The sequence below is a fragment of the Streptomyces sp. NPDC043854 genome, from assembly GCF_056436005.1.
On record NZ_JBWKDK010000075.1, the window covers coordinates 1 to 26,448 of the forward strand.

Here is a 26,448-nt window from a genome sequence, read left to right on the forward strand (position 1 = left end):
ATCGTCGCCTTGGTGGGCGGGAAGCCGCTGCGGGTGAACGACGGCTCCAACGCCAAGGACATGTACGGCTACGACGGGGAGGCGCTGAAGCAGGCCAAGTCCCTGCCGTGGGGCGACGCGGTGGAGGAATCCGTCCCCGCCTGGCAGGTGTGGGAACACGCCTGGGACTTCGGCAAGGGCATCGTCGTCGACGGCGTGTGGGGCACCCTGAAGGGCCTGGGCGGTCTGGTGGGCCTGCAGGGCTGGGACACGTTCAAGCAGTCCTGGACGGGCCTGGCCAAGCTCGCGACGGGCCTGGCGATCTCGGCGATGCCGGGCGTCGGCCCGCTGTTCCTCGCCGCCCCCTCGGACAAGCTGCCGTCCTGGCTGCGCGACTCGCGCACGGCGATGAAGGAGACCGGCAAGGCGCTCCTGGCCTGGGACCAGTGGGGCTCGAACCCGTCCCGCGCGGCCGGCGCGGTCACCTTCAACGTTCTCACCACGGTCTTCACCGGCGGTGCCGGCGGTGCGGCGGCGGGCGCGGGCAAGGCGGGAGCCGTTGCCAAGGCGCTGTCGTTCGCCGGCAAGACGGGTCGGGCGGTCGACCCGATGACGTACATCTTCAAGGGCGCGGGTGCCGGGTTCTCGAAGATCGGCGATGTGATGGCCGGCCTGAAGGGCATGGGCAACATCGAGATCCCCAAGATCGATGCGGACGGCGCTTTCGCCTTGCCGGAGGGTTCCCTCAAGCTCCCCGACGGCTCGATCCAGCTCCCCAAGGGCACGGCGGTCCCCGACGGTGCGATCAAACTCCCGGACAACACCATCAAACTCCCCGAGGGCACGGCCACCCTGCCCCCCGGCACGGTCAAACTGCCCTTCGACGGGCCGGCGAAGTACCTCGACGGCGACGGCAACTACTACAAGGCAGACGGCAGCCTCTACCAGCACATCGACGACGCCCCGGTCGAGAAGACCCCGGACACGAAGCCGGGCGCGGACGTCCCCAGGGTCGACACCCCGGTCAAGGTCGAGGTCCCGGACCGCGTCCTGACGGCCGTCGGCGGCCGTGGCGACGACTTCACCCGCGTCACCAGCAACATCTCCGACCCGCTCCGCGCGGTGGACAACGGCGCGCACGGCACGGGCGGCTTCGACAACACCCCCATGGGCCGCGCCGACGGCCACGGCACCCCGGGCGGCTTCGACAACACCCCCATGGGCCGCGCCGACGGCCACGGCACCCCGGGCGGCCACGCACCCGACAGCATGCCGCGCAACGACCTGGACAGCACCCCCCGCGGCGGCTCCCGCCCGGACAGCCCGTCCACGGCCGGCACCCACACGGACGGTCCCGGCTCAGGCGCCACCCATCACACGGACGGCCCCGGCGGAGGCGGCACGCACCCGGGCACCCCGAGCACCGGCGGCACCCACAACGCGCTGGGCGGCCACGGACCCGGCGGCTTCGACGACATCCCGGGCGTCGGAGACGACGCGGCACGGGCGGGCGACGGAACGACCCCCGCCGGCGGTCACGACGGCCAGCCGACGCCGCCTGCTTCCGGGCAGCAGATGACGCCCGAGCAGGTCAAGGCCAAGCAGGACGAGTTCGTGGCGAAGGCGAACGATCCCGACAAGACCTGGTTCAACCAGTACTACCGGTCGGACGGGCACCGTCACAGCATCCACACCAAGATCGACGGCGTCGAGCTGCCGATCCTGGCAAAGGACAGCGACGGGTCCTGGATCTCCAAGAACAGCCTTCCATCCGCCGGATCCGAGACCAGGTTCGGCCGTGACCCATTCGTACGCGACGAGACGCATCCCGCGATCGACCACCTCGACGACGTCGCGAAGGACCGCAAGGCCTCCGTGGAACTCGCCAACGCCGAGCGCGCACACAAGGCCTCGCCCACCGCCGACACTCTGGACGAGCTGGCGAAAGCGCAAGAGCGTTTCGACACGCGCATGACCCCGCGGTGGGGCGAGAACACCTCCAACAACACCTCGTTCTCGGAACGCCTGGGCGAGGACGCGGCGCGGCTGCACGTGATCCCGGAGCGGTTCCCCGGCTCGGTGGAGCAGCCGCTCCCGAAGACGCCCAACGGCGCCAACATGTTCGACCAGCTGTACCGCCGTCCGGACGGCAAGCTGATGGTCATCGAGGCGAAGGCGCCTTCTTCCGGCCTCCTCTGGCGCAAGGGCTTCGGTCCGGCCAAGGGCTTCATGGTGAAGCAGGGAACCGAGCCGTACCTGCGGACGATCATCGCCGAGATGAAGCGCCGGCCGGATCTGCAAGTGACCGATGCCTCCGGCAAGGTATGGACCAACGCGGACCTTGCCAAGGAGCTCAAGACGGCCCTGGACAGCGGCAACCTCGAGTACGCCATGGTGAAGGCCAAGGACGGCGGTGGTAAGTACGCTGGGGCTGTCCTCGAATTTTTCAAGATATGACAAGGGAGACAGTGTCCGTGATCGTGCCTCGCCAGGACTATCAGAAGGACAGGATGGCGGCGGTGGTTCCCGTCATGGAGGAGTCACTGTCGGAATCGCTGGAGAAGATCGAGACCTCGCACAACTCCAGGGCGGATGCTGTCATGGAGTCGCTGAACGTCGCACTCGTCCGCTCTGTGGGGGACCCCGGTGCCGTCATGCTGGAGACGTGGGAGTCCTGGCTGCTGGCCATGCAGATGCATTCGGCTGTCTTCGCCGCCGCCGCTCCTGACCGGGAGACGGTCACCTGCAAGATCCGCCAGGAGGAGCGCCAGCTCGTCACCACCGGGCCGCAGACCTACCTCAACGCGGACACCTGGCTCGACGCCTTCTACCTCGCGATCATCTGCCGTGAAGCAGCCCGCCTCGACATGCTGGCCCGGATCCCGGTGTCCCTGCTGCGCGACTTCGGCGGCGCCCTGGACGAGTACACCTACGCTTGGGTGGAGACCCTCCAGAGCTTCTGGCTCCGCCGGGACGACCTGCGCACGCACCTGGTGCGCGCCGTCGACCTGAGCGCGGCCGAGCACGCGCGCGTCGTTGACGCGGAGGAGATGACCAAGCTCCGCTACCCGCCGATCATGATGCTCTACCGCTACCTGCGCAACGACGCCGCCGGCTTCAACGAGGCCCTGGCCGACGCGGTCCGCTGGCACAAGGAGTACTGGACCGCCGACGAGGACCGCACCCACAACATCCAGGGCGTCGTAGCCCTCGCCCCACTGGCGATCGCCTGCCTGGCGAAGGCCAACGGCATCCCTGTCGAGGTCGAGTCCGGCTACCTCCCCGAGGCCCTGCTCGACTTCGCCTGGCGTGGCGAGTTCGACGCATAGTGCCGCGAGGCTGCGGGCGGCACGCGCCCACGTAAGGCACACGTGACCCTCGCCATTCCACGCCACGCATTCCGCACGGATCCGGTTCACGACGTGGGAGGCCTGGGTGAAGGCCATGCAGGTCGGCACAGCGCTGTTCACCGATGCCGCACGCGGACGGTCGGGCGGCGGTCCGACCCGCCTCCGCAGTGGTACGAACCGGAGCGCCGGACACTCCTGCCGTCGCAGTGTCTGAAGGAGAAGTACGTTGGTTGCGATCATCGCCCGCCACCCGTTTCCCACGGGGAATGCGGAAGAGGGCATCGCCGTGCTCCAGGACGATGCACAGGAGCTGATCGACGTTCTGGAAGCACGCCCCGGCAAGCTGGGCAGCGCCCAGCACACCACGCTCACTCTGGCCATGGGGCACTGCCTGCTGGACCCACGGGCATCGATCTTCCCCACGTGGGATGCCTGGGTGAACGCAATGCAGGTCGGATCCGCCGTGTTCGCCGCAGCGACGATCGCCGAGGGACACGTGGAGTGCCGCATCGCGCACAAGACCCGTACGCTCCAGGCCACCGGCCCGCAGTGGTATGTGACCCCGGGCAACTGGCTCAACGCCTTCTACCTGGCTGTGGTGTGCCGGGAGCGAGACCGGATCACCACCCTCTGCCAGGTGCCGCTGTCCCTGCTGCGGGAGAACGGCGCGCGGGCTGACGCATACGTGTACGCGTGGATCGACACCCTCCAGACCTACTGGGTAGGCGGACCCGATCTCGGCCGAAAGCTGGTGACGGCGATCGACGGCACCGACCCCGAGGCTGTCGGTGACCGGGAGACGGCGGGCAGGTTGATGTACCCGCCGATGGAGATGTTCCACCGCATCGTCCGTGATGACCACGCCGGCTTCAACCGGGCACTCGCCGCCGCCCTCCAGTGGCACAAGGAGTACTGGAGCGAGGAAAGCCGCTCCATCCAAGCCACGGGTCTCGTCGCGCTCGCACCACTTGCCATGGCGTGCTTCGCCAGAGAAGCGGGCATTGAGATCGAGGTCGAATCCGAGTACCTGCCGACCGCCCTGCTGGACGGTAACTGGTGTGGCGAGTTCCCCACCTGATCCGCCCCGATCACGCGCGTTCCGGGTGGGGTGAGTGACATCCGGCTGTGCGCGCCCGAATTGTTGATCAGCAGCTCGGGGATGCGGTTCTCGTAGAAGCGGAACTCTGGGGCGCGGCGTCGGGTGGAGGGGCCGGGCCGGACGGTGCCGTGGCTGCAACCACCGTCCGGCCCGGGGGACTTCAGGCCACCTGCTCGTGCTCGCAGGTGTCGTCGATGCCGTACGTCTCCCACGCCGGGAACTCGTCGTCGGCGGGGACCGGCTCGCCCGGTGCCAGCACGCAGGACTCGAGGGCGGCGCGCAGGGCTTCGGTGCGCAGTCCGGTGCCGATGAAGACCAGTTCCTGGCCCTGCGTGGTCTCCGGACCGCGCGCGCCCGAGGGCTCGAACCGGGCCACCGCGCCGGCCTGCGACCACAGGCCGGTCACCCGCGGCCGGCTGGCGAGCCAGAAGAACCCCTTCGACCGCAGGATCCGCCCGAAGGCGCCGCTGTCGAGCCCCTCGGTGACGAAGGTCCACAGCCGGTGCGGGTGGAACGGCCGCTCGGCGCGGAACACCAGCGAGGAGATGCCGTACTCCTCGGTCTCCGGCACGTGGTCGCCGTTGAGCTCCTTCACCCAGCCGGGGGCCTGCTGGGCCCGCTCGACGTCGAACAGCCCGGTGCCCAGTACCTGTTCGAGCGCCACCTGCCCGCGTACGGCCGGGACGATCCGCGCCTCGGGGTTGAGCCGGGACAGCGTGGCCCGGAGCCGGCGGGCCTCCTCCGGCCCGACCAGGTCGAGCTTGTTGAGGACGATGACGTCCGCGAACTCGACCTGGTCCATGAGGAGATCGCTGACCGTGCGCTCGTCGTCCTCGTACTGGTCCAGGCCGCGTGCGACAAGCTCGTCGCCGCCGTCGAGCTCGGAGAGGAAGTTCGCGGCGTCCACGACGGTCGCCATGGTGTCCAGGCGGGCGAGGTCGCCGAGGGTGGCGCCGTCGTCGCGCGGGAAGGAGAAGGTGGCGGCCACCGGCATCGGCTCCGAGATGCCACTGGACTCGATCAGGAGGTAGTCGAACCGGCCCTCCCGGGCCAGTCGGTCGACCTCCTCCAGCAGGTCGTCGCGCAGCGTGCAGCAGATGCACCCGTTGGTCATCTCGACCAGGCGCTCCTCGGTGCGGGACAGGGCCGCCTCGCCGCCGCGCACGAGCGCGGCGTCGATGTTGACCTCGCTCATGTCGTTGACGATGACGGCCACCCGCAGGCCCTCGCGGTTGCCGAGCACGTGGTTGAGCAGGGTGGTCTTGCCGGCCCCGAGGAACCCGGACAGGACGGTGACGGGCAGCCGGCCGTTCGGTGCCATGTGGGGCTCAGCCCTCCGGGCGGAGCAGGCCGCGCTCGTAGGCCTTCACCAGGCGCTGCGGCACCAGGTACACCGAGCCGTCCACGGTGACCGGGACCAGTGCAGGGGTGCTCGCCTTCCACTGGGCGCGGCGGTGGCGGGTGTTGCTGCGGGACATCTTCCGCTTGGGAACAGCCATGGGAAACCTCGGGGCAGGCGGTGGGGAACGACCCTCCGAACTCTATATGAAAATGGATGTCATTACGAATGGATGGGGGTGAGTTCAGGGGGAGGCCATGCTGCGGTGGAGGGAGGCAGGAGGCGGGGCGATAATCCAAGTGATTGCCATTTCGGCTTCCCTCGTCGAGGAGGGCAGCATGCACGGCATGTCGGCACGGGCACCGGCGGTCCTCGCCGCCGTGTCGCTGGCGCTGATCTGGAGCGGGGCCGAACCCGCCCGAGGCGAGCCGACCGGGATTCCGGTGGTCGCTTCGACGAACGTGTACGGGGATGTCGTCCGGGAGATCGGCGGCGACCGTGTCGCGGTAGTGTCGATCATCACCGATCCGGCACAGGACCCGCACTCGTACGAGGCCAGTGCCCGCAACCAGCTGGAGCTGTCCCGGGCGAAGGTCGTCGTGGAGAACGGCGGCGGTTACGACGAGTTCATGGGCACGATGTTGCGCAGCTCGGGCAATTCCTCCGCCGAGGTGATCGACGCGGTGCAGGTCTCGGGCAAGTCCCCGGCCGGGGGAGGCCCGTTCAACGAGCACGTCTGGTACGACCTGCCCACCATGGGGCGGCTCGCGGACCGGATCGCGCAGGCCCTGGGCAGGATCTCGCCCGCCGATACCGAGGTCTTCCGGAAGAACGCGGAGGCCTTCGAGAAGGAGCTGGCGGCACTGGAGGCGCGGACGGACCGGATCGCCGCCCGGCACGGGGGCACCCCGGTGGCCGTCACCGAGCCCGTACCGCTGTACCTGACAGAGGCGTGCGGCCTGGTCGACAAGACTCCGGCGGAGTTCAGCGAGGCCGTCGAGGAGGGCGACGACGTCTCGCCCCGGGTCCTGCGCGAGACGCTGGCGCTGTTCACCGGGCGGCAGGTCGAGGCCCTGGTGTACAACGAGCAGACCTCCGGGCCGCAGACGGAGAAGGTCGAGAGGGCCGCCGTGGAGAGCGGGATTCCGGTGGTGCCCGTCACCGAGACCCTCCCGGAGGGCAAGGGCTACACCGCCTGGATGGCGTCCGCCATCGGCGCACTCGAAACCGCCCTGGAGCGGTGATGGAGCGGACGGAGCCACGCGCACCGCTGTCCCGGCCGGAGCAGGCGGACCACCCCGACGGGGGCCCGCTCCCGACCCCCGCCATCAGCTTGCGCGCGGCGGCACTCGCGCACGGCGACCGGATCCTGTGGCGCGACCTCGACCTCGACGTGCGGCCGGGTGAGTTCCTCGCCGTACTCGGGCCGAACGGGTCGGGGAAGACGAGCCTGCTGCGCGTCCTGCTGGGGCGGCAGCCGCTCACCTCCGGGTCCGTGGCGATCCTCGGCCGGCCGCCGCACCGCGCCGGGGGACTCATCGGCTACGTCCCGCAGCACAAGGCCCTGCCCGCCCAGACGCGGCTGCGGGCCCGGGACCTGGTACGGCTCGGGCTGGACGGGCACCGTTGGGGTCTGCCCCTCACCGGTGGGGCGGTCCGCCGCCGCGTCGACAAGCTGCTCGACTCCGTCGACGCGCTGCCGTACGCCGACACCCCCGTGGGCAGCCTCTCGGGCGGCGAACAGCAGCGCGTACGCATCGCGCAGGCGCTGGCCACGGATCCGCGGATCCTGCTGTGCGACGAGCCGCTGCTCTCCCTCGACCCCCGGCACCAGCGCACGGTCACCGCCCTCGTGGACCGGCGGCGCCGCACGGCCGGGACCGCAGTCGTCTTCGTGACGCACGAGATCAACCCCGTCCTGGGGCCGGCGGACCGGGTGCTCTACCTGGCCGCGGGCGGATTCCGGCTCGGACCGCCCGAGGAGGTCATGACCACCGCCACGCTGTCGCGGCTGTACGGGACCGAGGTCGACGTGGTGCGTGTCCGGGACCGCATCGTGGTGGTGGGAGCGCCTGACGCCGCCACCGAGCACCCGCACGCCGACCGGGCGAACGGGGGTGGGCCGCCGTGAGCGTCCTGGCCGCCGACGGCGACGGCAGGGGCATCTGGCAGCAGATTTTCAACTTCGACGGCTACGGCGATCTGCTGGCACTGGTCCACAACTCGCTGCTGGCCGCGGTGCTGTTGGGCCTGGTGGGCGGCCTGGTCGGGGTGTTCGTCATCCTGCGGGACCTGCCGTTCGCGGTGCACGGCATCAGCGAGCTGTCCTTCGCCGGTGCGGCGGCGGCTCTGCTGGCCGGGATCAACATCGTGGCCGGCTCCATCACGGGTTCGCTGCTGGCGGCGGCTGCGATCGGGCTGCTCGGGGTCCGTGCGCGCGACCGCAATTCCGTGATCGGCATCATCATGCCGTTCGGCCTCGGACTGGGCGTCCTGTGCCTGGCCCTCTACAAGGGCCGGGCGGCCAACAAGTTCGGGATCCTGACCGGGCAGATCGTCGCGGTCGACACCCCGCAGCTCGGCTGGCTCGTCGGTACGTCGGCGGTGGTGCTGACGGCGCTCGCGTTCATGTGGCGCCCCCTGACCTTCGCCAGCGCCGATCCCGACGTGGCCGAGGCCCGGGGACTGCCCGTACGCGGCCTGTCCCTGGCCTTCATGCTGGTCCTCGGGCTGGCGGTGGCCCTCTGCGTACAGATCGTCGGGGCGCTGCTGGTGCTCGCCCTGCTCGTCACCCCGGCCGCCGCCGCGGCCCGGCTCACGGCTTCCCCGGTCCTGTTGCCCGTACTGAGCGTCGTCTTCGCACTGGTCGCGGTGGTGGGCGGGATGCTGCTCGCCCTGGGCAGCGCCATCCCCATCAGCCCCTACGTGACGACCATCGCCTTCCTGACCTACCTCTGCTGCCGGTTCACCGGCTCCCGGCGGGAATCCCGGGCGGGCCGTGCGGCCGCGCTCCGGGAGCCGGCCGGGCGGCAGCCCGCCGCGCACGGGTGAAGCGGGCCCGGTTCGACCCGGCGCCGGACCCGGGTCCAGACTGGAAGAGAGATCCGTTGCGCCCCTCCCTGAGGGCGCCGGCGGAAGGAGGCGTCGATGCATCCCCTCGCAGTGGCCGGCGCGGCCGCCGGCAAGCTGGCTCACTACGCGGTGTCCGGTGTGGTGGGCGGCGTCATCCTCAAGCAGCTGCCCCATGCCAAGCCGGCTGCGCGCAAGGCGCTGGTCGGGGGCCTGGCGGGCGGCATCGTGGCGAGCCGCTGGCTGGCCTCGGCCGGCGAGGAAGCCCGGCTCAAAGCCGGGGACATGCTGGCGGAGGCCCGTAGCTCGCTCGGTGAGGAGGTTCCGCCGCCTTCCGCGGTCAAGGTGAACCACGACCACGATCACGAGCACTGATCATGTCCACGGTCCTGGTCTGCTCGGTCGCAACGGGGCGGGCCCGGTTGAGCGTGCCCTGGCTGCGGGACCGGCCCGGCTGCGCCGGACTCGTCGACGACCGCCTCACGGGGCTCAGCGGCTTCCGGGCCCTGCGGATCTTCCCCCGCACTGGCAGTGTCGTGATCTGGATGGCACCCGACGACCTCGACGTGGACGCCCTGGTCCGCGCCCTGGAGGAAGCGCCCCCTGCCTCCGCCCCGGCCAAGGCCACCCGGTCCCTGCCCGACTCCTCCACCGGTGAGGTCGCCCGTCTCGTGGTGGGCGGGGCCGTCCTCGCCTTCGTGGCGCTGCGCCGGCTCCTTGCCCGCCCCCGCATCGGCATCGGGTCCTCCGGATTCCTCGGCATCGTCACGGTCTTCACCGGCCTGCCGTTCTTCCGCGGCGCCCTGCGCACCCTGCGCGGCCGCGGCCATCCCGGCACCGACACCCTGGTCACCGCGGCCACCGTCATCTCCCTGGTCCTGCGCGAGAACGTGGTCGCCCTCACGGTGCTCTGGCTGCTCAACATCGGCGAGTTCCTCCAGACCCTCACCCTGCGCCGTACCCGTCGCGCCATCGAGGACCTGCTGACCATCGGCGAGGAGCGGGTCTGGCTGGTCCGGGACGAAGGCGTGGAGGTCGAGGTCGGCCTGGACGAGCTGGAGCCCGGCGACGTCGTCGCCGTGTACGAGCACCACCGCATCCCCGTCGACGGACACGTCGTGACCGGCGAGGCCCTGGTCGACCAGGCTGCCGTCACCGGCGAGGCCCTGCCCGTCTACACCCGCGCGGGCTCGCACGTCTACGCCGGCACCATCATCACGTCCGGCTCCCTCACCGTCCGCGCCGACTCCGTCGGCCGGGACACCACCGTCGGCAGGATCATCACCCGGGTCGAGGAGGCCCAGACCGACCGGGCGCCGATCCAGACGGTCGCCACCCGCTTCACCCAGCGTTTCGTCCCCGTCTCCTTCGCCCTGGCGGCCCTGACGTACGTGGTCACCCGGGACGCGCGGCGGGCGATGACGATGCTGCTGATCGCCTGCCCCTGCGCCGCGGGCCTGGCCACCCCGACCGCCATCAGCGCCGCGATCGGCAACGGTGCCCGCCGCGGAACCCTCATCAAGGGCGGCACCCACCTCGAAGGAGTCGGCCGCGTCACGGCCGTGGTCTTCGACAAGACCGGCACCCTCACCTTCGGCCGCCCCCTGGTCACCAGTGTCGTCACCGTCAGCGAGCGTTTCGGCGCCGACGAGGTGCTCAGCCTGGCCGCCTCCGGCGAGCTCCACGCCCGGCACCCGCTCGCCCAGGCCATCGTCGAGCACACCGAGGAACAGCACCTGCACGTGCCGCTCCACCAGGCCTGCGAGGTCGTCCTCGGCATGGGCATGCGCGCCGAACTCGACGGCACCCGGCTGCTGGTGGGCAGCCCCGCCCTGCTGCGCCAGTACGGCATAGAGCTCTCCGAGGACGCCCAGGGCTGGACCGACCACCTGCGCCGTGGTGGGGAGACCGTCATCTGCCTGGCCCACGACGAGGACCTGATCGGCCTGCTCGGCGTCTCCGACGCCGTACGCGCCGGCGCCGACACCGTCGTACGCCAGCTGCGTGAACTCGGAGTCTCCCGCCTGATCCTGCTCACCGGCGACGCCCCCGAGACAGCCCAGGTGGTGGCCGACGCCCTCGGCATCACCGAGGTCCACGCCCACGCCCTGCCCGAGGCCAAGCTCCAGTTGATCCGCGACCTCCAGGCCGAAGGACACACCGTCGCCATGGTCGGCGACGGAACGAACGACGCCCCGGCCCTGGCTCTGGCCGATGTCGGGATCACGATGGGCGAGCACTCCTCGCACGTGGCCCTGGAGACCGCGGACATCGCGCTCGCCGGCAACGACCTGCGCCAGGTCGCCGCCGTGGTGGAGCTCAGCCGCCACACCCTGCGCGTCGTACGGCAGAACTACGGGCTCGCCATCGGCGTCAACCTGCTCGGCCTCGTCGCGGGCGCCGGCGGCTCCATGAACCCCGTCCTCGCCGCCCTCCTCCACAACACCAGCAGCATTGCGGTCGTCGGCAACTCCGCCCGCCTGGTCAACCACACCCCCCACCTGCCCCGCGTGTCCGACGAAGTCCTCCAGCGCGCGCCGCTGGAGGAACGTCGACTGCGCTGACGCGTGCCCCGTTCGCCCGTGACTCCGGCGACTTCCCGCCATGGGTTCACGCGGACACGGGCGGCCTTTCCCGGCTGATGGTGTCGAGCAGCAGCTTCGCGGCCGCCGCTGCCCCGTCGGTGCGGACCGTGTCTGCCACGGCCTCGGCCCGCACCCGGGTCTCGGGGGCCAGGGCGGTCCTGAGCGCGGCCGAGAGGGACTCGAAGGTCGGGGTCGGCCCGTCGTGTGCCGCGCCGATGCCCAGCTCGGCCACCCGCCCGGCCCAGTACGGCTGGTCCGCCAACTGGGGCACGACCACCTGCGGCGCGCCGGCCCGTGCGGCCGTCGTCGTGGTGCCCGCGCCGCCGTGGTGCACGACGGCGGCCACCCGGCCGAACAGCAGCTGCTGGTTGACCTCGCCGACGGCGAAGCAGTCGCCCTCGTCGTCTGCAGGTTCCAGGTCGGCCCAGCCGCGGGAGAGGAGGACGCGGCGACCCTGCGCGCGGACGGCCTCGACGGCCGCCCGGGTGACGTTCTCCGCGTCGCGCACCGGAATGCTGCCGAAGCCCACGTACACCGGCGGTGTGCCGGCGTCCAGGAACGCCTCCAGATCGGCCGGGAGCGGGCGTTCGTCCGGCCGGATCCACGCACCGGTCTGCACCACGTCGAGGTCCGACGGCTGCAGCCACGGGCTCAGTACCGGGTCGGCTGCCAGCAAGGGCCGGCCGGTGAGGACGTGGTCGCGCACGTCGTCCACCGGGGGCAGGCCGATCGACGCACGATGGGTGTTGACCGCCTCGCCGAACAGCGCGTTGAGGCTCTCGGTGTTCAGGTCCCAGAGCACCCGGTTGTCGGTCACGTCCGGCGGGAGCGGCCGGCCCGGCCACGGCAGCGGCGGGTGGTGCGGCGACGGCAGGTAGGCCGGGAAGTACGCCACGGACAGGTACGGGATGCCCAGCTTCTCGGCCACCGACCGGGCGGCGGCCGCGGCCGGAACCAGGCCGGTCGCCACCACCGCGTCACAGCCCTCGGCCACCGGGGCGACCGCGTCGTACGCGGTGGTGAGCAACGCGGTCACACGCTCGGACATGCCCTCGGCCTTCGACGGCGTCGTCCCGGTCACCACCGCCTTCACGACCGGCCGCAACGGCTCGCCGATCGGCGTCAGCGGGAGCGCCACGGTCCCCAGCAGCTCCGCGAAGTCCGGCGGCGCGCACACCTGCACCTCCGCGCCGAGCGCCCGCAGACTCAAGCCGAGTCCCACCATCGGCTCGACGTCCCCACGCGACCCGTACGCCATCAACAACACACGCATGCAGCGACTCTCATTTCTGTGGATTCGGGATTCCGGGTTTCGGATTCCGGGTTCCGGCTTTGGCCGGCGATCGAGCGGCAAGCCTCGAACAGGGGGATGCCGGATCCGATGCGGGACTCGCGCGTGCGCCCGGCAGGAGCGGAGAAGCCCCGCGCCCTATCGGCCGACGGCGTCCAGCAGCAGCTGCGCGGCGACCGTCGCCCCATCGGTACGGACCGTGTCGGCCACGGCAGTTGCGCGGGCGCAGGTCTCGGGGGCCAGAGCGGTCCTGAGCGCGGCCGAGAGGGACTCGAGGGTCGGGGTAGGCCCGTCGTGTGCCGCGCCGATGCCCAGCTCGGCCACGCGGCCGGCCCAGTAGGGCTGGTCCGCCCCCTGGGGCACCACGACCTGGGGCACACCGGCCCGCGCGGCGGTGGTCGTGGTGCCCGCGCTGCCGTGGTGCACGACTGCGGCCACCCGGCGGAACAGCGCCTGCTGGTTGACCTCGCCGACGGCGAAGCAGTCGCCCTGGTCGTCGATCGGGTCCAGCTCGGCCCAGCCGCGGGAGACGATCACGCGGCGGCCCTGCGCCCGGATCGCCTCGACGGCCGCCCGGGCGACGCCCTTCGCATCACCCAGGGGCGTGCTGCCGAAGCCCACGTACACCGGCGCCGTCCCGGCCTCCAGGAACGCCTCCAGATCGGCTGGGAGCGGGCGTTCGTCCGCCCTCAGCCACGCACCGGTCTGCACCACGCCGAGCTCCGTCGGCCGCCACGGGCTCAGGACCGGGTCCGTGGCCAACCACGGGCTGTCGGTGAAGGCGTAGTCGCGGACGTTGTCCACCGCCGGCAGGCCGACCGCCGCCCGACGGGCGCCCAGGGCCTCACCGAACATCTCGTTCGCGTTCCGGGCGTCCACCTCCCACAGCTCCAGGTTGTCGCTCACCCCCGGCGGCAACGGCCGGCCCCGCCGCGCGGGCGGCGGCTGGTGCGGCGACGGCAGGCCGACCGGCGTGTGACACGCGTGCACGTAGCGAACGCCGAGCTTCTCGGCCACCGACCGCGCGCCGGCCGTGACCGGCAGCGGCCCGGTCGCCACCAGCGCGTCACATCCCTCCGCCGCCACGGCCATCACGGCGAACTGCGCGTCCATCAGAGCAGCCATACGCTGCGCCAGACCCGCCGCCGACCCCGGAACCACCGTGGTCACCAGCGGACGCACCGGAGCACCGACCGGCACCAGCGGCACCCCGACACCCGCGAACAGCTCCGCGAACTCCTCGTCCGGCGGCGCGCACACCCGCACCTCGGCGCCCAGTTCCCGCAGCCCCACCGCGAGCCCCACCATCGGCTCGACGCTCCCGCGCGCCCCATACACCGACAACAACACACGCACTTCGCAACCCCCGTGGCCTCGCGTTTCCGGCTCAGGTCGGCGATTCTGCGGCACCACCGGGGTCTTGCCGCAAGCCCCCCGGTGCGCTATATCTTGATCATGGAGAGAGGTGGGTGCTCCCTCTTCCCCACTGCCTTCCGCTGCGTGTACACCGCGGAAGGCCAAGCTCCCCGGCGCAATGGGTCCAGGCCTCGCCCTCGCCGACGAATCGGCCATGCGGTCGACGGAGGGATCCGGGCCCGCGGTGAAGATTCGACGGTTCGTTCACACGAGGACCCCATTCGGGGCTCTGGTGTCAGCGTCACCGAGTCGCAGGATCGTGGCGCTGCGTCCTCAGTCGATCGGTCTCCTGCGGCGGATTCGCCGCCCCCGTGCCGCTGGCAGGTATCGCATAAATGTCGGCAACCATGCGTGATGAACGGCAAGCTGACTTGTGATCACCATATGTAGTGTGGGTGGTCACATCTGATCAGGTCCCTGCTTTGGAGGTTGTTCGGTGTCCGAACTCGGCGGTACGGGCCCCTCGTCCGGCTCTGTACCCCCGCCCCCAGCCCATGCACCCCACCTCTCGGCTCCGCCACTGCCGTCCCACGCACCGAGCAGTGGAACGACCCGGGGCCCTGTGATTGCCGCGCTGATCACCGCCGCGGCCACCATCGCTGCCGCGGTCATCGCCGCCGTCGCGATGGGCGGTGACGAGGACAAGCCCGCCGGGCAGCCAGGCCCGGCCGCGGTTACCTCCACCCAGTCCTCCGCCGCCTCGCCAACCCCGTCCCCGGTGGTGTCAAAGCCGGTCCAGTCCCTCCCCGCCCCGAGCCCCACCCCCAAGGTGTCGTCGAAGAAGGCCCGCATCGAGGCGACCCCCGACAGCGGCTCCAGCGGCATGGTGATCACCCTCACCGGCTCAGGCTTCACCGCGGGCGAGCGCGTACGCATCACCTTCCACGGCAGCTACAGCAAGGACTGGGTCCTCCGGGACGTCACGGCTTCGGCTGACGGAGGCTTCGTCGCGGAGATCAAGGTGCCTGCGGAGAGGGCGGACGACCAGCAGAAGTCCGTCGAGGCCGTGGGGCTGGACAGCGACCGTCGGGCGGACACCCCCTTCACCGTCACCGAGTGACCCCGTGGTCGGCCCGGCCTTGGCATTGCGGGCTCGTCGAAGAGGTCGAGTTCGTCAGGACTCGGAGCCTCGAAGTACACCGGCGGACGGCGGACGGCCGGCGCCAGCGGCTGCCGTTACCCGTCCTCGCCAACACCTACCAAGCGGGACGTAGCCCTCGGCTGTCAGGTGCGTGCACGATGACCTGCGGTCGGCTGGACGTCATGCCATCAGGGTCAGTGTGGCGTGAGAGCGCCGCACCCGGTATAGGCGTCCGGGTGACCCAGGCGCCCGGGACATTCCTGTCCCGCCTGGTTTCAAGGGCTTCCGGCATGCCGTCCAACCAGGGAATTCATGCGAGTTGGGGCGCGCGGAGGGCACGGCAAGGGCGGCCGAGAGGTATAGGCAACGACGAAGGCCCAGGTCGGTGACCTGGGCCTTCGTGTCTGAGCGGATGACGGGAATCGAACCCGCGCTATAAGCTTGGGAAGCTCATGTTCTACCATTAAACTACATCCGCAGATCGCTCCAGGGGCTGGAGCGGTACTGTTGCACACTCTACCTCATGATCGACCCCCGGTGAATCGTCCGCGGGGTCGTCGTCGTTTGTGGGGTGCAACGGCGCTCGTGCGCGTGGGAGTTGGGGCGTAGCGTATCGGTACGGTGGGCCGCGGGAGTGGCGGCTGGAGCAGGTTCTGAACATCCCCTAATGTGGCGATTCGTCGCAGTACGGCAGGTTGGGGAAAGGGCCTCGATGGAGAACACCGTCGTCCGTTGTGCCGAAGGGCATGTTTTCAGTACCGCTTCGTTTCCGCTCCAGCACCTCGGTGCCGGCCGGATCGGCCCGGGCCGGCTGCTGCGGTGCCCGCGGTGCGCGCGCCTGAGGCACGCCGTCCCCGTGGGGGACGCCGGCAAGCGGTAGGCGGCCGGGCGCGCGGGCTCGCGCTCTCGATTGGGGCTGGCTCGCGCGCTCTGCGTATCCTCGGGACGTGCTTCTCTCTGACAAAGACATCCGGGCCGAGATCGACAGCGGACGGGTGCGCATCGACCCGTTCGACGAGTCGATGGTGCAGCCCTCCAGCATCGACGTGCGTCTCGACCGCTATTTCCGGGTGTTCGAGAACCACCGCTACGCCCACATCGACCCCGCCATCGAGCAGCCGGACCTGACCCGGATGGTCGAGCCGGAGGGCGACGAGGCGTTCATCCTGCATCCCGGCGAGTTCGTGCTCGCATCGACGTACGAGGTCATCTCGCTGCCCGACGACATCGCCTCCAGGCTGGAGGGGAAGTCCAGCCTGGGCCGTCTCGGTCTGGTGACGCATTCGACCGCCGGGTTCATCGACCCCGGTTTCTCCGGCCACGTCACCCTCGAGCTGTCGAACCTCGCCACCCTCCCGATCAAGCTGTGGCCCGGCATGAAGATCGGGCAGCTGTGCATGTTCCGGCTCAGCTCGCCCGCCGAGTTCCCGTACGGGAGCGACCGGTACGGGTCGCGGTACCAGGGCCAGCGCGGCCCGACGGCGTCGCGCTCCTTCCAGAACTTCCACCGCACCCAGGTGAGGCACGAGGCATGAGCAACGTACGCGAGTCCCTGAACTACGAGGGCTTCGGCCGTGCCGTCCGGGAGCTGGCGACCACCATCGCCGAGGACGGCTACGAGCCCGACATCATCCTGAGCATCGCCCGCGGCGGCGTCTTCGTCGCCGGCGGGTTGGCGTACGCCCTCGACTGCAAGAACATCCACCTCGTGAACGTGGAGTTCTACACGGGCGTGGGCACCACGCTCGAGATGCCGGTCATGCTGGCGCCGGTCCCGGACGCGATCGACTTCTCGGACAAGAAGGTCCTGATCGCCGATGACGTCGCCGACACCGGCAAGACCCTGAAGCTCGTCCACGACTTCTGCGTCGGGACCGTCGCCGACGTCCGCTCCGCGGTCATCTACGAGAAGTCGCACTCCCTCGTGAAGTGCGAGTACGTGTGGAAGCGCACCGACGACTGGATCGAGTTCCCGTGGTCGGTCGAGCCGCCCGTCGTCAAGCGTGAGGGGCAGATCCTCGACGCCTGACCGGTGTGGAGACGCCTGACCGGTGCAGGAAGGGGCCCGCGGTGCGCAGTGCGCGCCGCGGGCCCCTTCGTGTTCCGGCGGGCCGGTCGGGCTACAGGGTGCCCAGCTTGATGATCGACAGCAGGGCGATCAGCTGGATCGCGGACGCGCCCAGCGCCTTGGGCCAGGGCAGGTCGTGCGACTTGCTGACCAGCGAGGTGAACAGGGCGCCCGCCGCCACCCACGTGGCCCAGCCCAGCACCTGGACGAACATGTTGTCGCCGCCCAGGAACACCGCGAAGAGCAGGCGCGGCGCGTCCGTGATGGACATGACCAGCATGGACAGGCCCACGGTCGGCTGCCAGGAGCCCTCACCGCCCAGCTGACGGGCCAGCGTGTGCGTGACGGCACCCAGGAGCAGGCCGCAGATCACGAAGGCCACACCGGCGCTCAGGACGATCGGGACGGCGTTGCCGAGGGTGGCGTCCATGACGTCCTTGCGGGCTTCGTCGAAGCCGAAGACGGCCAGGAGCCCGTACAGGAAGGTCACGATCAGCGCCGGGCCCCAGACGGGGTAGTCGCGCATCTGCAGGAACGTCGGCCCCGGCCGCAGCACGATGCCCTTGAGTAGTTCCTTCCACGGCAGCCGCGGGCCGGCCGGCGCCATCACGCCCGCGCCGCCGCCGTCGCCGCCACCAGCCTGGTAGGTCCCGGCCGGGCCGTACGGGTCCTCGCCGTAGGCGAACACCTGGGTGTGCCCCGGGTTGTCGTTCGCGTACGAGCCGCCGTGGCCTCCGTGGCCGTACGGGGGCTGCTGCGGCTGCGCCTGGTGGGGCGGCTGCGGGTGCCCGTACGGGTCGAAGTACTCCGGCTCGCCATGGCCTCCGGCGCTGGTGGCCTGCTGCGGCCACTGCTGCTGGGGAGGGTATGGCTGCTGGCCGTACGGCGCCTGCTGCGGTTGCTGCTGACCGTACGGCTGCTGCCGCGGGGGTTGTTGAGGCGCGCGGTTGTCGTCCCGGCCGCGTCCGATCCTGAATCCAGCCACGTGATCGAACGTACCTGGTCCGGCGGGCGCCGGTGGGCGGGGTGCCGGAATAGCCACCCTTTGCGGCTGAGCTGTGACATCCCTTAGGGGACCCCGGGGGGGCTGTCCCCACCCCGGACCCCGGAAACGCGGAACGGCCGGTCCCCCTGGGCGGGGGACCGGCCGTTCCGGCGGAGTGGCTCGGAACTACTTGGCGGTCTCGGCCTGCTCGGCCTTCTCTGCGTCTTCTGCGTCTTCTGCGTTTTCTGCGGTCTCGGCCTTGGGCTCGTCCGCCGGCTTGTCGTCGGCAGCCGGCTTGTCCGCCTCCGCCGGCTTGTCCTCGGCCTTGGCCTCGGCCTCGGCCTCGGACGCTTCGGCCCTGGCCTCAGCGGCCTCGGTCTCCGCCTCCGCCTTGGACTCGGCGGCTTCCGCCTTGGCTTCCGTTGCTTCGGCCTCGGCCTCGGCCTCGGCCTTCGCCGCGGCCTCCGCCTCCGCCTTCGCCTTGGCTTCCGCCTCGGCCTTGGCCTTCGCCTCCGCGGCAGCGGCGGCGGCCTTCGCCTCGGCCTCGGCCTTGGCCTTCGCCTCCGCGGCAGCGGCGGCGGCCTTCGCCTCGGCCTCGGCCTCCGCCGCAGCGGCGGCGGCCTCGGCGGCCAGTTCCTCCTCCGTCGGCGCGGGCGCCTTCACGGACTCCAGCAGCAGCTGGGCCACGTCCACGACCTGGACGGACTCCTTGGCCTGGCCCTCGTTCTTCTTGCCGTTCACCGAGTCGGTCAGCATCACCAGGCAGAACGGGCAGGCGGTCGAGACGATGTCCGGGTTGAGGGACAGGGCCTCGTCGACGCGCTCGTTGTTGATGCGCTTGCCGATCCGCTCCTCCATCCACATCCGCGCGCCACCGGCGCCGCAGCAGAAGCCCCGCTCCTTGTGGCGGTGCATCTCCTGCTGGCGCAGGCCCGGCACGGCCGACATGATCTCGCGCGGCGGCGTGTAGACCTTGTTGTGGCGGCCCAGGTAGCAGGGGTCGTGGTACGTGATCAGGCCGTCGACCGGGGTCACCGGGATCAGCTTGCCCTCGTCGATGAGGTGCTGGAGCAGCTGGGTGTGGTGGATGACCTCGTACTCGCCGCCGAGCTGCGGGTACTCGTTCGCGATGGTGTTGAAGCAGTGCGGGCAGGTCGAGACGATCTTCTTCGCCGACTTCGGCTTCTTCGTCGACTCGTCCTCGTCGTCCTCGCCGAAGGCCATGTTCAGCATCGCGACGTTCTCCTGGCCGAGCTGCTGGAACAGCGGCTCGTTGCCCAGACGGCGCGGCGAGTCACCGGTGCACTTCTCCTCGCCGCCCATGATCGCGAACTTGACGCCCGCCATGTGCAGCAGCTCGGCGAAGGCCTTGGTGGTCTTCTTGGCCCGGTCCTCCAGGGCGCCGGCGCAGCCGACCCAGTACAGGTAGTCGACCTCGGTGAGGTCCTCCACGTCCTTGCCGACGATCGGGACCTCGAAGTCGACCTCCTTGGTCCACTCGACGCGCTGCTTCTTGGCCAGACCCCAGGGGTTGCCCTTCTTCTCCAGGTTCTTCAGCATCGTGCCGGCCTCGGACGGGAAGGCGGACTCGATCATCACCTGGTAGCGGCGCATGTCGACGATGTGGTCGATGTGCTCGATGTCGACCGGGCACTGCTCCACGCACGCACCGCAGGTGGTGCAGGACCACAGCACGTCCGGGTCGATGACGCCGTTCTCCTCGACCGTGCCGATCAGCGGGCGCTCGGCCTCGGCCAGGGCGGTGGCCGGAACGCCGGCCAGCTGCTCCGCGGTCGCCTTCTCCTCGCCCTCCATGGTCTTGCCGCCGCCGGCCAGCAGGTACGGGGCCTTGGCGTGCGCGTGGTCGCGCAGCGACATGATCAGGAGCTTCGGGGAGAGCGGCTTGCCCGTGTTCCAGGCGGGGCACTGCGACTGGCAGCGGCCGCACTCGGTGCAGGTGGAGAAGTCGAGGATGCCCTTCCAGGAGAACTGCTCGACCTGGGAGACGCCGAAGACGTCGTCCTCGCCCGGGTCCTCGAAGTCGATCTCCTTGCCGCCCGAGGTCATCGGCTGGAGCGCGCCCAGGGCGCTGGCGCCGTCCGCGTTGCGCTTGAACCAGATGTTCGGGAAGCCGAGGAAGCGGTGCCAGGCGACACCCATGTTGGTGTTCAGCGAGACGGTGATCATCCAGATCAGCGAGGTGCCGATCTTGATCATCGCGGTGAAGTAGATGGCGTTCTGGAGGGCCGGCAGCGACAGGCCCTTGAAGGCCAGCACCAGCGGGTACGAAACGAAGTACGCCGGCTCGTACGAGTCGACGTGGTGGATCGCGCCCTCGAGGCCGCGCAGGGCCAGGATCGCCAGGCCGATGGTGAGGATGACGTACTCGACGAAGTACGCCTGCCAGGCCTTGGAGCCCGCGAAGCGCGACTTGCGGCCGGCCCGCGACGGCAGCGACATCAGGCGGATCGCCATCAGCACGACGATGCCGAGGACCGTCATCAGGCCGATGAACTCGATGTACAGCTCGAACGGCAGGAAGCCGCCGAGGATCGGCAGCGTCCAGTCGGCCTGGAAGAGCTGGCCGTACGCCTGGGCCAGCGTCGGGGGCAGCGTCAGGAAGCCGATCGCGACGAACCAGTGCGCGAAGCCGACGATGCCCCAGCGGTTCATCCTGCTGTGCCCGAGGAACTCCCGGACCAGGGTGATCGTTCGGGCCTTCGGGTCGTCCGTGCGGCTGCCCGCCGGCACGGGCTGTCCGAGCTTCACGAACCGGTAGATCTGCGCCACGGCTCGGGCGAGCAGCGCGACGCCGACCACGGTCAGGACCAGCGACACGATGATCGCGGCGAGTTGCATGGGAGGGCTCCTCGGGCGGGACTTACTGAGCAGTAACTTATTGAGTCAAGGCTTGAGGTTACCCATTCTCCGCGCCGCAATATAGGTGAGCGTGCGGTGATCTGTGTCGCTCAGGCATGCCTGTGTTTACGGGCCGCCCGAGGGGTCTGCGCCAGGATTGCGAGATCCATCCCCAGCCAATGGCTCTCCACATAGTGCCGGTCCAGCAGCGCCATCTCCTCCCAGGGGAGGTCGGAGCGCGTGCTGACCTGCCACAGACCGGTCATTCCGGGACGAACCAGCAGCCGCTCCGGCCGGTCGGTACGCGCTTCGGGGCGCGGCCCGACCAGCGACATCTGCCCCCGCAACACGTTCAGCAGCTGTGGCATTCCGTCGAGGGCGCAGTGGCGCACCGCCGAGCCGATCCGGCCGGCCCCGTCCGTGTGCAGCCGCCAGGTGCGGAACGGGCGGCCGCCCAGCCCGGCCGCCGGCTCGCGGGCGAGGACCCGGCCGCCGCCCCGGGCCGCGCACAGCAGGGCGGCGGCGATCAGCAGCGGCAGCAGGAAGGCGCACAGGAGGACGGCCGTCCCGAGGAGGTCGACCGCCCGCTTCGCCGGATAGGCGGGGCGCCGCGGCAGCCGGCGCGGACGCGGCAGCCGGCACAGGCGCCGGAGGCGGAGCGGGAAGGGCCTGCGTGTGGGGCGCCGGACCGGGGGAAGTGTGAGCGGCGGCAGCGGCATGCACGCACCGTGCCCTGCGGTCGCGGCGGCTCCCGGGTGGCGCGCAGCGGAGGGGGCGAGCATCGCCCGCTCGGCCCCGCCCCGCTCGTGCTGCTCCGCCCCGCCCTGTGCACGCTGCTCGGTCCCGCCCCGCTCGAGATCCGCTCGCTGATGAGCGTAAGACCGGGATAAAAGTTGAGTCGACTCCACTCACCTCTGTTGACGTGGACGGAGGCGTGCGGCACTCTTGAGTCCGTTCCACTCAAGTCAGCTGGAGGAATTGAAATGGCACGTGCGGTCGGCATCGACCTGGGCACCACTAACTCCGTCGTCAGCGTTCTCGAAGGCGGCGAGCCCACCGTCATCACCAACGCCGAGGGTGCCAGGACCACGCCGTCCGTCGTCGCCTTCGCCAAGAACGGCGAGGTCCTCGTCGGCGAGGTCGCCAAGCGCCAGGCGGTCACCAACGTCGACCGCACCATCCGCTCGGTGAAGCGCCACATGGGCACCGACTGGAAGATCAACCTGGACGGCAAGGACTTCAACCCGCAGCAGATGAGCGCCTTCATCCTGCAGAAGCTGAAGCGGGACGCCGAGGCCTACCTGGGCGAGAAGGTCACCGACGCGGTCATCACCGTCCCGGCGTACTTCAACGACTCCGAGCGCCAGGCCACCAAGGAGGCCGGCGAGATCGCGGGCCTGAACGTCCTGCGCATCGTCAACGAGCCGACCGCCGCCGCCCTGGCCTACGGCCTGGACAAGGACGACCAGACCATCCTCGTCTTCGACCTCGGTGGCGGCACCTTCGACGTGTCGCTCCTGGAGATCGGCGACGGCGTCGTCGAGGTCAAGGCCACCAACGGTGACAACCACCTCGGTGGTGACGACTGGGACCAGCGCGTCGTCGACTACCTGGTGAAGCAGTTCGCGAACGGCCACGGCGTCGACCTGTCCAAGGACAAGATGGCGCTCCAGCGTCTGCGCGAGGCCGCGGAGAAGGCGAAGATCGAGCTGTCCTCCTCCACGGAGACCACGATCAACCTGCCCTACATCACGGCCTCCGCCGAGGGCCCGCTGCACCTGGACGAGAAGCTCACCCGCGCGCAGTTCCAGCAGCTGACCTCGGACCTGCTCGACCGCTGCAAGGTGCCGTTCCACAACGTGATCAAGGACGCGGGCATCGCCCTCTCCGACATCGACCACGTGGTCCTCGTCGGCGGCTCCACCCGCATGCCGGCCGTCGCCGAGCTCGTCAAGGAGCTGACCGGCGGCAAGGAGGCCAACAAGGGCGTGAACCCGGACGAGGTCGTCGCCATCGGCGCCACCCTCCAGGCCGGTGTCCTCAAGGGTGAGGTCAAGGACGTCCTGCTCCTCGACGTGACCCCGCTGTCCCTCGGCATCGAGACCAAGGGCGGCATCATGACCAAGCTGATCGAGCGCAACACCACGATCCCGACCAAGCGCTCGGAGATCTTCACGACGGCCGAGGACAACCAGCCGTCCGTGCAGATCCAGGTCTACCAGGGCGAGCGCGAGATCGCGGCGTACAACAAGAAGCTCGGCATGTTCGAGCTGACCGGCCTGCCGCCGGCCCCGCGCGGTGTCCCGCAGATCGAGGTCTCCTTCGACATCGACGCCAACGGCATCATGCACGTGACCGCCAAGGACCTGGGCACGGGCAAGGAGCAGAAGATGACCGTCACCGGCGGCTCCTCGCTCGGCAAGGACGAGGTCGACCGGATGCGCCAGGAGGCCGAGCAGTACGCGGAGGAGGACCAGCGCCGCCGCGAGGCCGCCGAGACCCGCAACCAGGCCGAGCAGCTCGTGTACCAGACGGAGAAGTTCGTCAAGGACAACGAGGACAAGGTCCCGGCCGACGTGAAGACCGAGGTCGAGGGCGCCGTCGCCGAGCTGAAGGAGAAGCTCAAGGGCGAGGACACGGCCGAGATCCGCACCGCGACCGAGAAGGTCGCCGCGGTCAGCCAGAAGCTCGGCCAGGCGATCTACGCCGACGCCCAGGGCGCCCAGGCCGCCGGCGGTGCCGGTGACGCGGGCCAGGCCAAGGCCGACGACGACGTCGTCGACGCCGAGATCGTCGACGACGAGAAGCCGAAGGGCGGCGCGGCCTGATGCCGGAGGAGACCGCGGGTTTCGAGGAGAAGCCCGAAGTCCCGGGCGGCGCCACCCCCGACGACGCCGCCGAGCCGAAGACCGCCGACTCCTCCGCTGAGGAGCCGGCGGCCCCGGCCGGGGACTCCGGAGCACAGTCCGACCAGTCCACCCCCTCCGCCCAGGGCGCGAACGCGGGCCTGCTGGCGCAGCTGGACCAGACCCGCACGGCGCTCGCCGAGCGCACCGGTGACCTCCAGCGGCTCCAGGCGGAGTACCAGAACTACCGCCGCCGCGTGGAGCGGGACCGCATCGCCGTCAAGGAGATCGCGGTCGCGAACCTGCTGACCGAGCTGCTCCCGACCCTGGACGACATCGGCCGGGCGAGGGACCATGGCGAACTGGTCGGCGGCTTCAAGTCGGTGGCCGAATCGCTGGAGACGGCTGCCGCCAAGATGGGCCTCCAGCAGTTCGGCAAGGAGGGCGAGCCCTTCGACCCGACGATCCACGAGGCCCTGATGCACTCGTACGCGCCGGACGTCACCGAGACGACCTGCGTGGCGATCCTTCAGCCTGGGTACCGGATCGGCGAGCGTACGATCCGCCCCGCGCGGGTCGCGGTGGCCGAGCCCCAGCCGGGTGCGGCCCCCAAGTCCGAGTCCGGGGAGGGCGACACGCCCTCGGACAAGGACGCGGATGCAGCCGACAAGGGCTGACGTCCGCAAAGCTGATCATGTGATGGCGCGAGAGGAGGGACACCGGGGATGAGCACGAAGGACTTCGTCGAGAAGGACTACTACAAGGTCCTCGGTGTTCCCAAGGACGCCACCGAGGCCGAGATCAAGAAGGCGTACCGGAAGCTCGCCCGCGAGTTCCACCCGGACGCCAACAAGGGAGACGCCGAGGCCGAGGAGCGCTTCAAGGAAATCTCCGAGGCGAACGACATCCTCGGCGACGCCAAGAAGCGCAAGGAGTACGACGACGCCCGCGCGCTGTTCGGGAACGGCGGCTTCCGCCCCGGTCCCGGCGCGGGCGGCGGCTCCTTCAACTTCGACCTGAGCGACCTCTTCGGAGGCGCCCAGGGCGGCGGCGCGGGCGGCTTCGGCGGCGGCGGCGGCCTCGGCGACGTGTTCGGCGGCCTGTTCAACCGGGGCGGCGCCGGTGCGGGGACCCGCACCCAGCCGCGCCGGGGCCAGGACGTCGAGTCCGAGGTCACCCTCTCGTTCACGGAGGCGGTGGACGGGGCCACGGTCCCGCTCCGGATGTCCTCCCAGGCCCCCTGCAAGGCCTGCTCGGGCACCGGCGACAAGAACGGCACCCCCCGGGTGTGCCCGACCTGCGTCGGCACCGGCCAGGTCTCGCGGGGCAGCGGCGGAGGCTTCTCGCTGACCGACCCCTGCGCGGACTGCAAGGGCCGGGGCCTGATCGCAGAAACCCCCTGCGAGGTCTGCAAGGGCAGCGGTCGCGCCAAGTCCTCGCGGACCATGCAGGTCCGGATCCCGCCGGGCGTCTCCGACGGCCAGCGCATCCGGCTGCGCGGCAAGGGCGCGCCGGGCGAGCGCGGTGGGCCGGCCGGCGACCTGTACGTGGTCGTCCACGTGGGCAGCCACCCGGTCTTCGGCCGCAAGGGCGACAACCTGACGGTGACCGTCCCGGTGACGATCTCCGAGGCGGCCCTGGGCGCCGACATCAAGGTCCCGACGCTGGGCGGGCCCGCGGTCACGCTGAAGCTGCCGCCGGGCACCCCGACGGGCCGCACCATGCGGGCCCGCGGCAAGGGCGCGGTCCGCAAGGACGGCACCCGCGGCGACCTGCTGGTGACGGTGGAGGTCGCAGTCCCGTCCGCGCTGACGGACAAGGCCCGCGAGGCGCTGGAGATGTACCGCGACGCGACGGAGTCGGACGACCCGCGCGCCGTGCTGTTCGAGTCCGCGAAGGGAGCATGACATGGACGGCCGCCGACGACAGCCCCGGTTCGGTGGCGGGGCATACGAGCTGACCGACGAGACGCCGGTCTACGTGATCTCGGTGGCCGCCCAGCTCTCGGGTCTGCACCCGCAGACCCTGCGCCAGTACGACCGCCTGGGCCTGGTCTCCCCGGACCGCACGGCGGGCCGCGGACGGCGATATTCGGCCAGGGACATCGAACTGCTCCGCACGGTGCAGGCGCTGTCCCAGGACGAGGGCATCAACCTCGCCGGCATCAAGCGGATCATCGAGCTGCAGAACCAGGTCGAGGCGCTCCAGCAGCGCGTGGCCGAGCTCTCTGCCGCCGTGGAGGGCGCGGCCGCCGTCATGCAGCAGCGCGAGGCCCAGGTGCACGCCTCGTACCGCCGCGACCTGGTCAAGTACCAGCCGCCGGTGGGCGGCAACGCCCTCGTCGTCTGGCGTCCCGCCCCGAGGCGGACGAACGACTAGCGCCGGCACGGGGGGGGGAGGGGGGGGGGGGGGGGGGGGGGGGGGGTGTGGGGGGGGGGGGGGGGGGGGGGGGGGGGGGGGGGGGGGGGGGGGGGGGGGGGG

21 protein-coding genes, 1 tRNA gene and 1 pseudogene are annotated in these 26,448 nt (G+C 70.7%); 15 read left to right on the top strand and 8 right to left on the bottom strand.

Annotated features, from left to right (window positions below; genetic code table 11):
• The 3 genes from AC068A_RS34490 to AC068A_RS34500 all read left to right on the top strand — a co-directional run.
• Nucleotides 1–2,436: hypothetical protein (locus AC068A_RS34490; RefSeq protein ID WP_478590236.1), on the top strand; the 2,436-nt coding region annotated here is incomplete at its 5' end.
• A 17-nt stretch (nucleotides 2,437–2,453) separates the two neighbouring features.
• On the top strand, nucleotides 2,454–3,308 hold the full coding sequence (locus AC068A_RS34495; protein WP_478590237.1) for an immunity 49 family protein: 855 nt from the start codon (nucleotides 2,454–2,456) through the stop codon (nucleotides 3,306–3,308).
• A 247-nt stretch (nucleotides 3,309–3,555) separates the two neighbouring features.
• Nucleotides 3,556–4,407: an immunity 49 family protein gene (locus AC068A_RS34500; protein WP_478590238.1), complete on the top strand. Its 852-nt coding sequence runs from the start codon at nucleotides 3,556–3,558 to the stop codon at nucleotides 4,405–4,407.
• Between the two features lie 181 nt (nucleotides 4,408–4,588).
• Here AC068A_RS34500 and AC068A_RS34505 read toward each other — a convergent pair whose 3' ends face one another.
• Together AC068A_RS34505 and rpmF are read right to left on the bottom strand one after the other, a co-directional pair.
• Nucleotides 4,589–5,749, bottom strand: a complete 1,161-nt coding sequence (locus tag AC068A_RS34505) for a GTP-binding protein (protein WP_478590239.1) — start codon at nucleotides 5,747–5,749, stop codon at nucleotides 4,589–4,591.
• A 7-nt stretch (nucleotides 5,750–5,756) separates the two neighbouring features.
• The gene (gene rpmF / locus AC068A_RS34510; RefSeq protein WP_478590240.1) at nucleotides 5,757–5,927 is read right to left on the bottom strand and encodes a 50S ribosomal protein L32; all 171 of its coding nucleotides are present in this window, start codon (nucleotides 5,925–5,927) and stop codon (nucleotides 5,757–5,759) included.
• Nucleotides 5,928–6,105: 178 nt separating this feature from the next.
• Between rpmF and AC068A_RS34515 the strand changes: the two genes are divergently transcribed.
• The 5 genes from AC068A_RS34515 (at nucleotide 6,106) to AC068A_RS34535 (ending at nucleotide 11,400) form a co-directional block, all read left to right on the top strand.
• The gene (locus tag AC068A_RS34515) at nucleotides 6,106–7,011 is read left to right on the top strand and encodes a metal ABC transporter solute-binding protein, Zn/Mn family (protein WP_478590255.1); all 906 of its coding nucleotides are present in this window, start codon (nucleotides 6,106–6,108) and stop codon (nucleotides 7,009–7,011) included.
• A complete protein-coding gene (locus AC068A_RS34520) occupies nucleotides 7,011–7,898 on the top strand; it encodes a metal ABC transporter ATP-binding protein (RefSeq protein WP_478590241.1) in 888 nt (295 codons plus the stop codon). The genes AC068A_RS34515 and AC068A_RS34520 overlap by 1 nt, the downstream gene beginning before the upstream one ends.
• On the top strand, nucleotides 7,895–8,818 hold the full coding sequence (locus tag AC068A_RS34525) for a metal ABC transporter permease (protein WP_478590242.1): 924 nt from the start codon (nucleotides 7,895–7,897) through the stop codon (nucleotides 8,816–8,818). Before AC068A_RS34520 ends, AC068A_RS34525 begins: the two co-directional genes overlap by 4 nt.
• A 96-nt stretch (nucleotides 8,819–8,914) precedes the next feature.
• Nucleotides 8,915–9,211, top strand: coding sequence for a DUF1490 family protein (locus AC068A_RS34530; protein WP_478590243.1), 297 nt, complete (start codon nucleotides 8,915–8,917; stop codon nucleotides 9,209–9,211).
• 2 nt (nucleotides 9,212–9,213) lie between these two features.
• Nucleotides 9,214–11,400 (top strand): heavy metal translocating P-type ATPase, encoded by a 2,187-nt coding sequence (locus AC068A_RS34535; protein WP_478590244.1) that lies wholly within the window; start codon nucleotides 9,214–9,216, stop codon nucleotides 11,398–11,400.
• 46 nt (nucleotides 11,401–11,446) lie between these two features.
• Here AC068A_RS34535 and AC068A_RS34540 read toward each other — a convergent pair whose 3' ends face one another.
• Nucleotides 11,447–12,694: a glycosyltransferase gene (locus AC068A_RS34540; protein ID WP_478590245.1), complete on the bottom strand. Its 1,248-nt coding sequence runs from the start codon at nucleotides 12,692–12,694 to the stop codon at nucleotides 11,447–11,449.
• A gap of 156 nt (nucleotides 12,695–12,850) precedes the next feature.
• Nucleotides 12,851–14,020, bottom strand: coding sequence for a glycosyltransferase (locus AC068A_RS34545; RefSeq protein WP_478590246.1), 1,170 nt, complete (start codon nucleotides 14,018–14,020; stop codon nucleotides 12,851–12,853).
• Between the two features lie 670 nt (nucleotides 14,021–14,690).
• On the opposite strand from AC068A_RS34545, the gene AC068A_RS34550 reads away from it, so the two are divergent.
• Complete coding sequence (locus tag AC068A_RS34550; protein WP_478590247.1) at nucleotides 14,691–15,188, top strand: hypothetical protein; 498 nt, start codon at nucleotides 14,691–14,693, stop codon at nucleotides 15,186–15,188.
• 428 nt (nucleotides 15,189–15,616) lie between these two features.
• Here AC068A_RS34550 and AC068A_RS34555 read toward each other — a convergent pair.
• A tRNA-Gly gene (locus AC068A_RS34555) sits at nucleotides 15,617–15,687 on the bottom strand.
• A 469-nt stretch (nucleotides 15,688–16,156) separates the two neighbouring features.
• On the opposite strand from AC068A_RS34555, the gene dcd reads away from it, so the two are divergent.
• Complete coding sequence (dcd, locus tag AC068A_RS34560; protein ID WP_478590248.1) at nucleotides 16,157–16,744, top strand: dCTP deaminase; 588 nt, start codon at nucleotides 16,157–16,159, stop codon at nucleotides 16,742–16,744.
• Complete coding sequence (locus AC068A_RS34565; protein ID WP_179172805.1) at nucleotides 16,741–17,238, top strand: phosphoribosyltransferase; 498 nt, start codon at nucleotides 16,741–16,743, stop codon at nucleotides 17,236–17,238. The genes dcd and AC068A_RS34565 overlap by 4 nt, the downstream gene beginning before the upstream one ends.
• A gap of 91 nt (nucleotides 17,239–17,329) precedes the next feature.
• On the opposite strand, the gene AC068A_RS34570 is transcribed toward AC068A_RS34565, so the two are convergent.
• From AC068A_RS34570 to AC068A_RS34580, 3 genes and pseudogenes are all read right to left on the bottom strand, one after another.
• Nucleotides 17,330–18,262, bottom strand: a complete 933-nt coding sequence (locus AC068A_RS34570; RefSeq protein ID WP_478590249.1) for a Yip1 family protein — start codon at nucleotides 18,260–18,262, stop codon at nucleotides 17,330–17,332.
• A 651-nt stretch (nucleotides 18,263–18,913) separates the two neighbouring features.
• A pseudogene (locus AC068A_RS34575) lies at nucleotides 18,914–21,121 on the bottom strand (heterodisulfide reductase-related iron-sulfur binding cluster); the annotation flags it as partial.
• Nucleotides 21,122–21,231: 110 nt separating this feature from the next.
• Nucleotides 21,232–21,840: a sugar transferase gene (locus AC068A_RS34580; protein ID WP_478590250.1), complete on the bottom strand. Its 609-nt coding sequence runs from the start codon at nucleotides 21,838–21,840 to the stop codon at nucleotides 21,232–21,234.
• A 264-nt stretch (nucleotides 21,841–22,104) separates the two neighbouring features.
• On the opposite strand from AC068A_RS34580, the gene dnaK reads away from it, so the two are divergent.
• The 4 genes from dnaK to AC068A_RS34600 are packed head-to-tail and all read left to right on the top strand — an operon-like array spanning nucleotide 22,105 to nucleotide 26,346.
• Nucleotides 22,105–23,949: a molecular chaperone DnaK gene (gene dnaK, locus AC068A_RS34585; RefSeq protein WP_478590251.1), complete on the top strand. Its 1,845-nt coding sequence runs from the start codon at nucleotides 22,105–22,107 to the stop codon at nucleotides 23,947–23,949.
• Nucleotides 23,949–24,644 (top strand): nucleotide exchange factor GrpE, encoded by a 696-nt coding sequence (grpE, locus tag AC068A_RS34590; protein ID WP_478590252.1) that lies wholly within the window; start codon nucleotides 23,949–23,951, stop codon nucleotides 24,642–24,644. Before dnaK ends, grpE begins: the two co-directional genes overlap by 1 nt.
• Before the next feature lie 48 nt (nucleotides 24,645–24,692).
• Nucleotides 24,693–25,874: a molecular chaperone DnaJ gene (gene dnaJ / locus AC068A_RS34595; protein ID WP_478590253.1), complete on the top strand. Its 1,182-nt coding sequence runs from the start codon at nucleotides 24,693–24,695 to the stop codon at nucleotides 25,872–25,874.
• A 1-nt stretch (nucleotide 25,875) separates the two neighbouring features.
• Entirely contained in the window at nucleotides 25,876–26,346 is a 471-nt protein-coding gene (locus AC068A_RS34600) for a heat shock protein transcriptional repressor HspR (RefSeq protein ID WP_478590254.1), read from the top strand.
• Nucleotides 26,347–26,448 lie beyond the last annotated feature (102 nt).

Coding starts and splice junctions, on each gene's coding strand:
- AC068A_RS34535 (WP_478590244.1), top strand. CDS start 9,214: ATGTCCACGGTCCTGGTCTGCTCGGTCGCAACGGGGCGGGCCCGGTTG.
- AC068A_RS34600 (WP_478590254.1), top strand. CDS start 25,876: ATGGACGGCCGCCGACGACAGCCCCGGTTCGGTGGCGGGGCATACGAG.
- AC068A_RS34505 (WP_478590239.1), bottom strand. CDS start 5,749: ATGGCACCGAACGGCCGGCTGCCCGTCACCGTCCTGTCCGGGTTCCTC.
- AC068A_RS34565 (WP_179172805.1), top strand. CDS start 16,741: ATGAGCAACGTACGCGAGTCCCTGAACTACGAGGGCTTCGGCCGTGCC.
- dnaK (WP_478590251.1), top strand. CDS start 22,105: ATGGCACGTGCGGTCGGCATCGACCTGGGCACCACTAACTCCGTCGTC.
- AC068A_RS34540 (WP_478590245.1), bottom strand. CDS start 12,694: ATGCGTGTGTTGTTGATGGCGTACGGGTCGCGTGGGGACGTCGAGCCG.
- dnaJ (WP_478590253.1), top strand. CDS start 24,693: ATGAGCACGAAGGACTTCGTCGAGAAGGACTACTACAAGGTCCTCGGT.
- AC068A_RS34545 (WP_478590246.1), bottom strand. CDS start 14,020: ATGGTGGGGCTCGCGGTGGGGCTGCGGGAACTGGGCGCCGAGGTGCGG.
- AC068A_RS34520 (WP_478590241.1), top strand. CDS start 7,011: ATGGAGCGGACGGAGCCACGCGCACCGCTGTCCCGGCCGGAGCAGGCG.
- grpE (WP_478590252.1), top strand. CDS start 23,949: ATGCCGGAGGAGACCGCGGGTTTCGAGGAGAAGCCCGAAGTCCCGGGC.
- AC068A_RS34530 (WP_478590243.1), top strand. CDS start 8,915: ATGCATCCCCTCGCAGTGGCCGGCGCGGCCGCCGGCAAGCTGGCTCAC.
- rpmF (WP_478590240.1), bottom strand. CDS start 5,927: ATGGCTGTTCCCAAGCGGAAGATGTCCCGCAGCAACACCCGCCACCGC.
- AC068A_RS34580 (WP_478590250.1), bottom strand. CDS start 21,840: ATGCCGCTGCCGCCGCTCACACTTCCCCCGGTCCGGCGCCCCACACGC.
- AC068A_RS34515 (WP_478590255.1), top strand. CDS start 6,106: ATGCACGGCATGTCGGCACGGGCACCGGCGGTCCTCGCCGCCGTGTCG.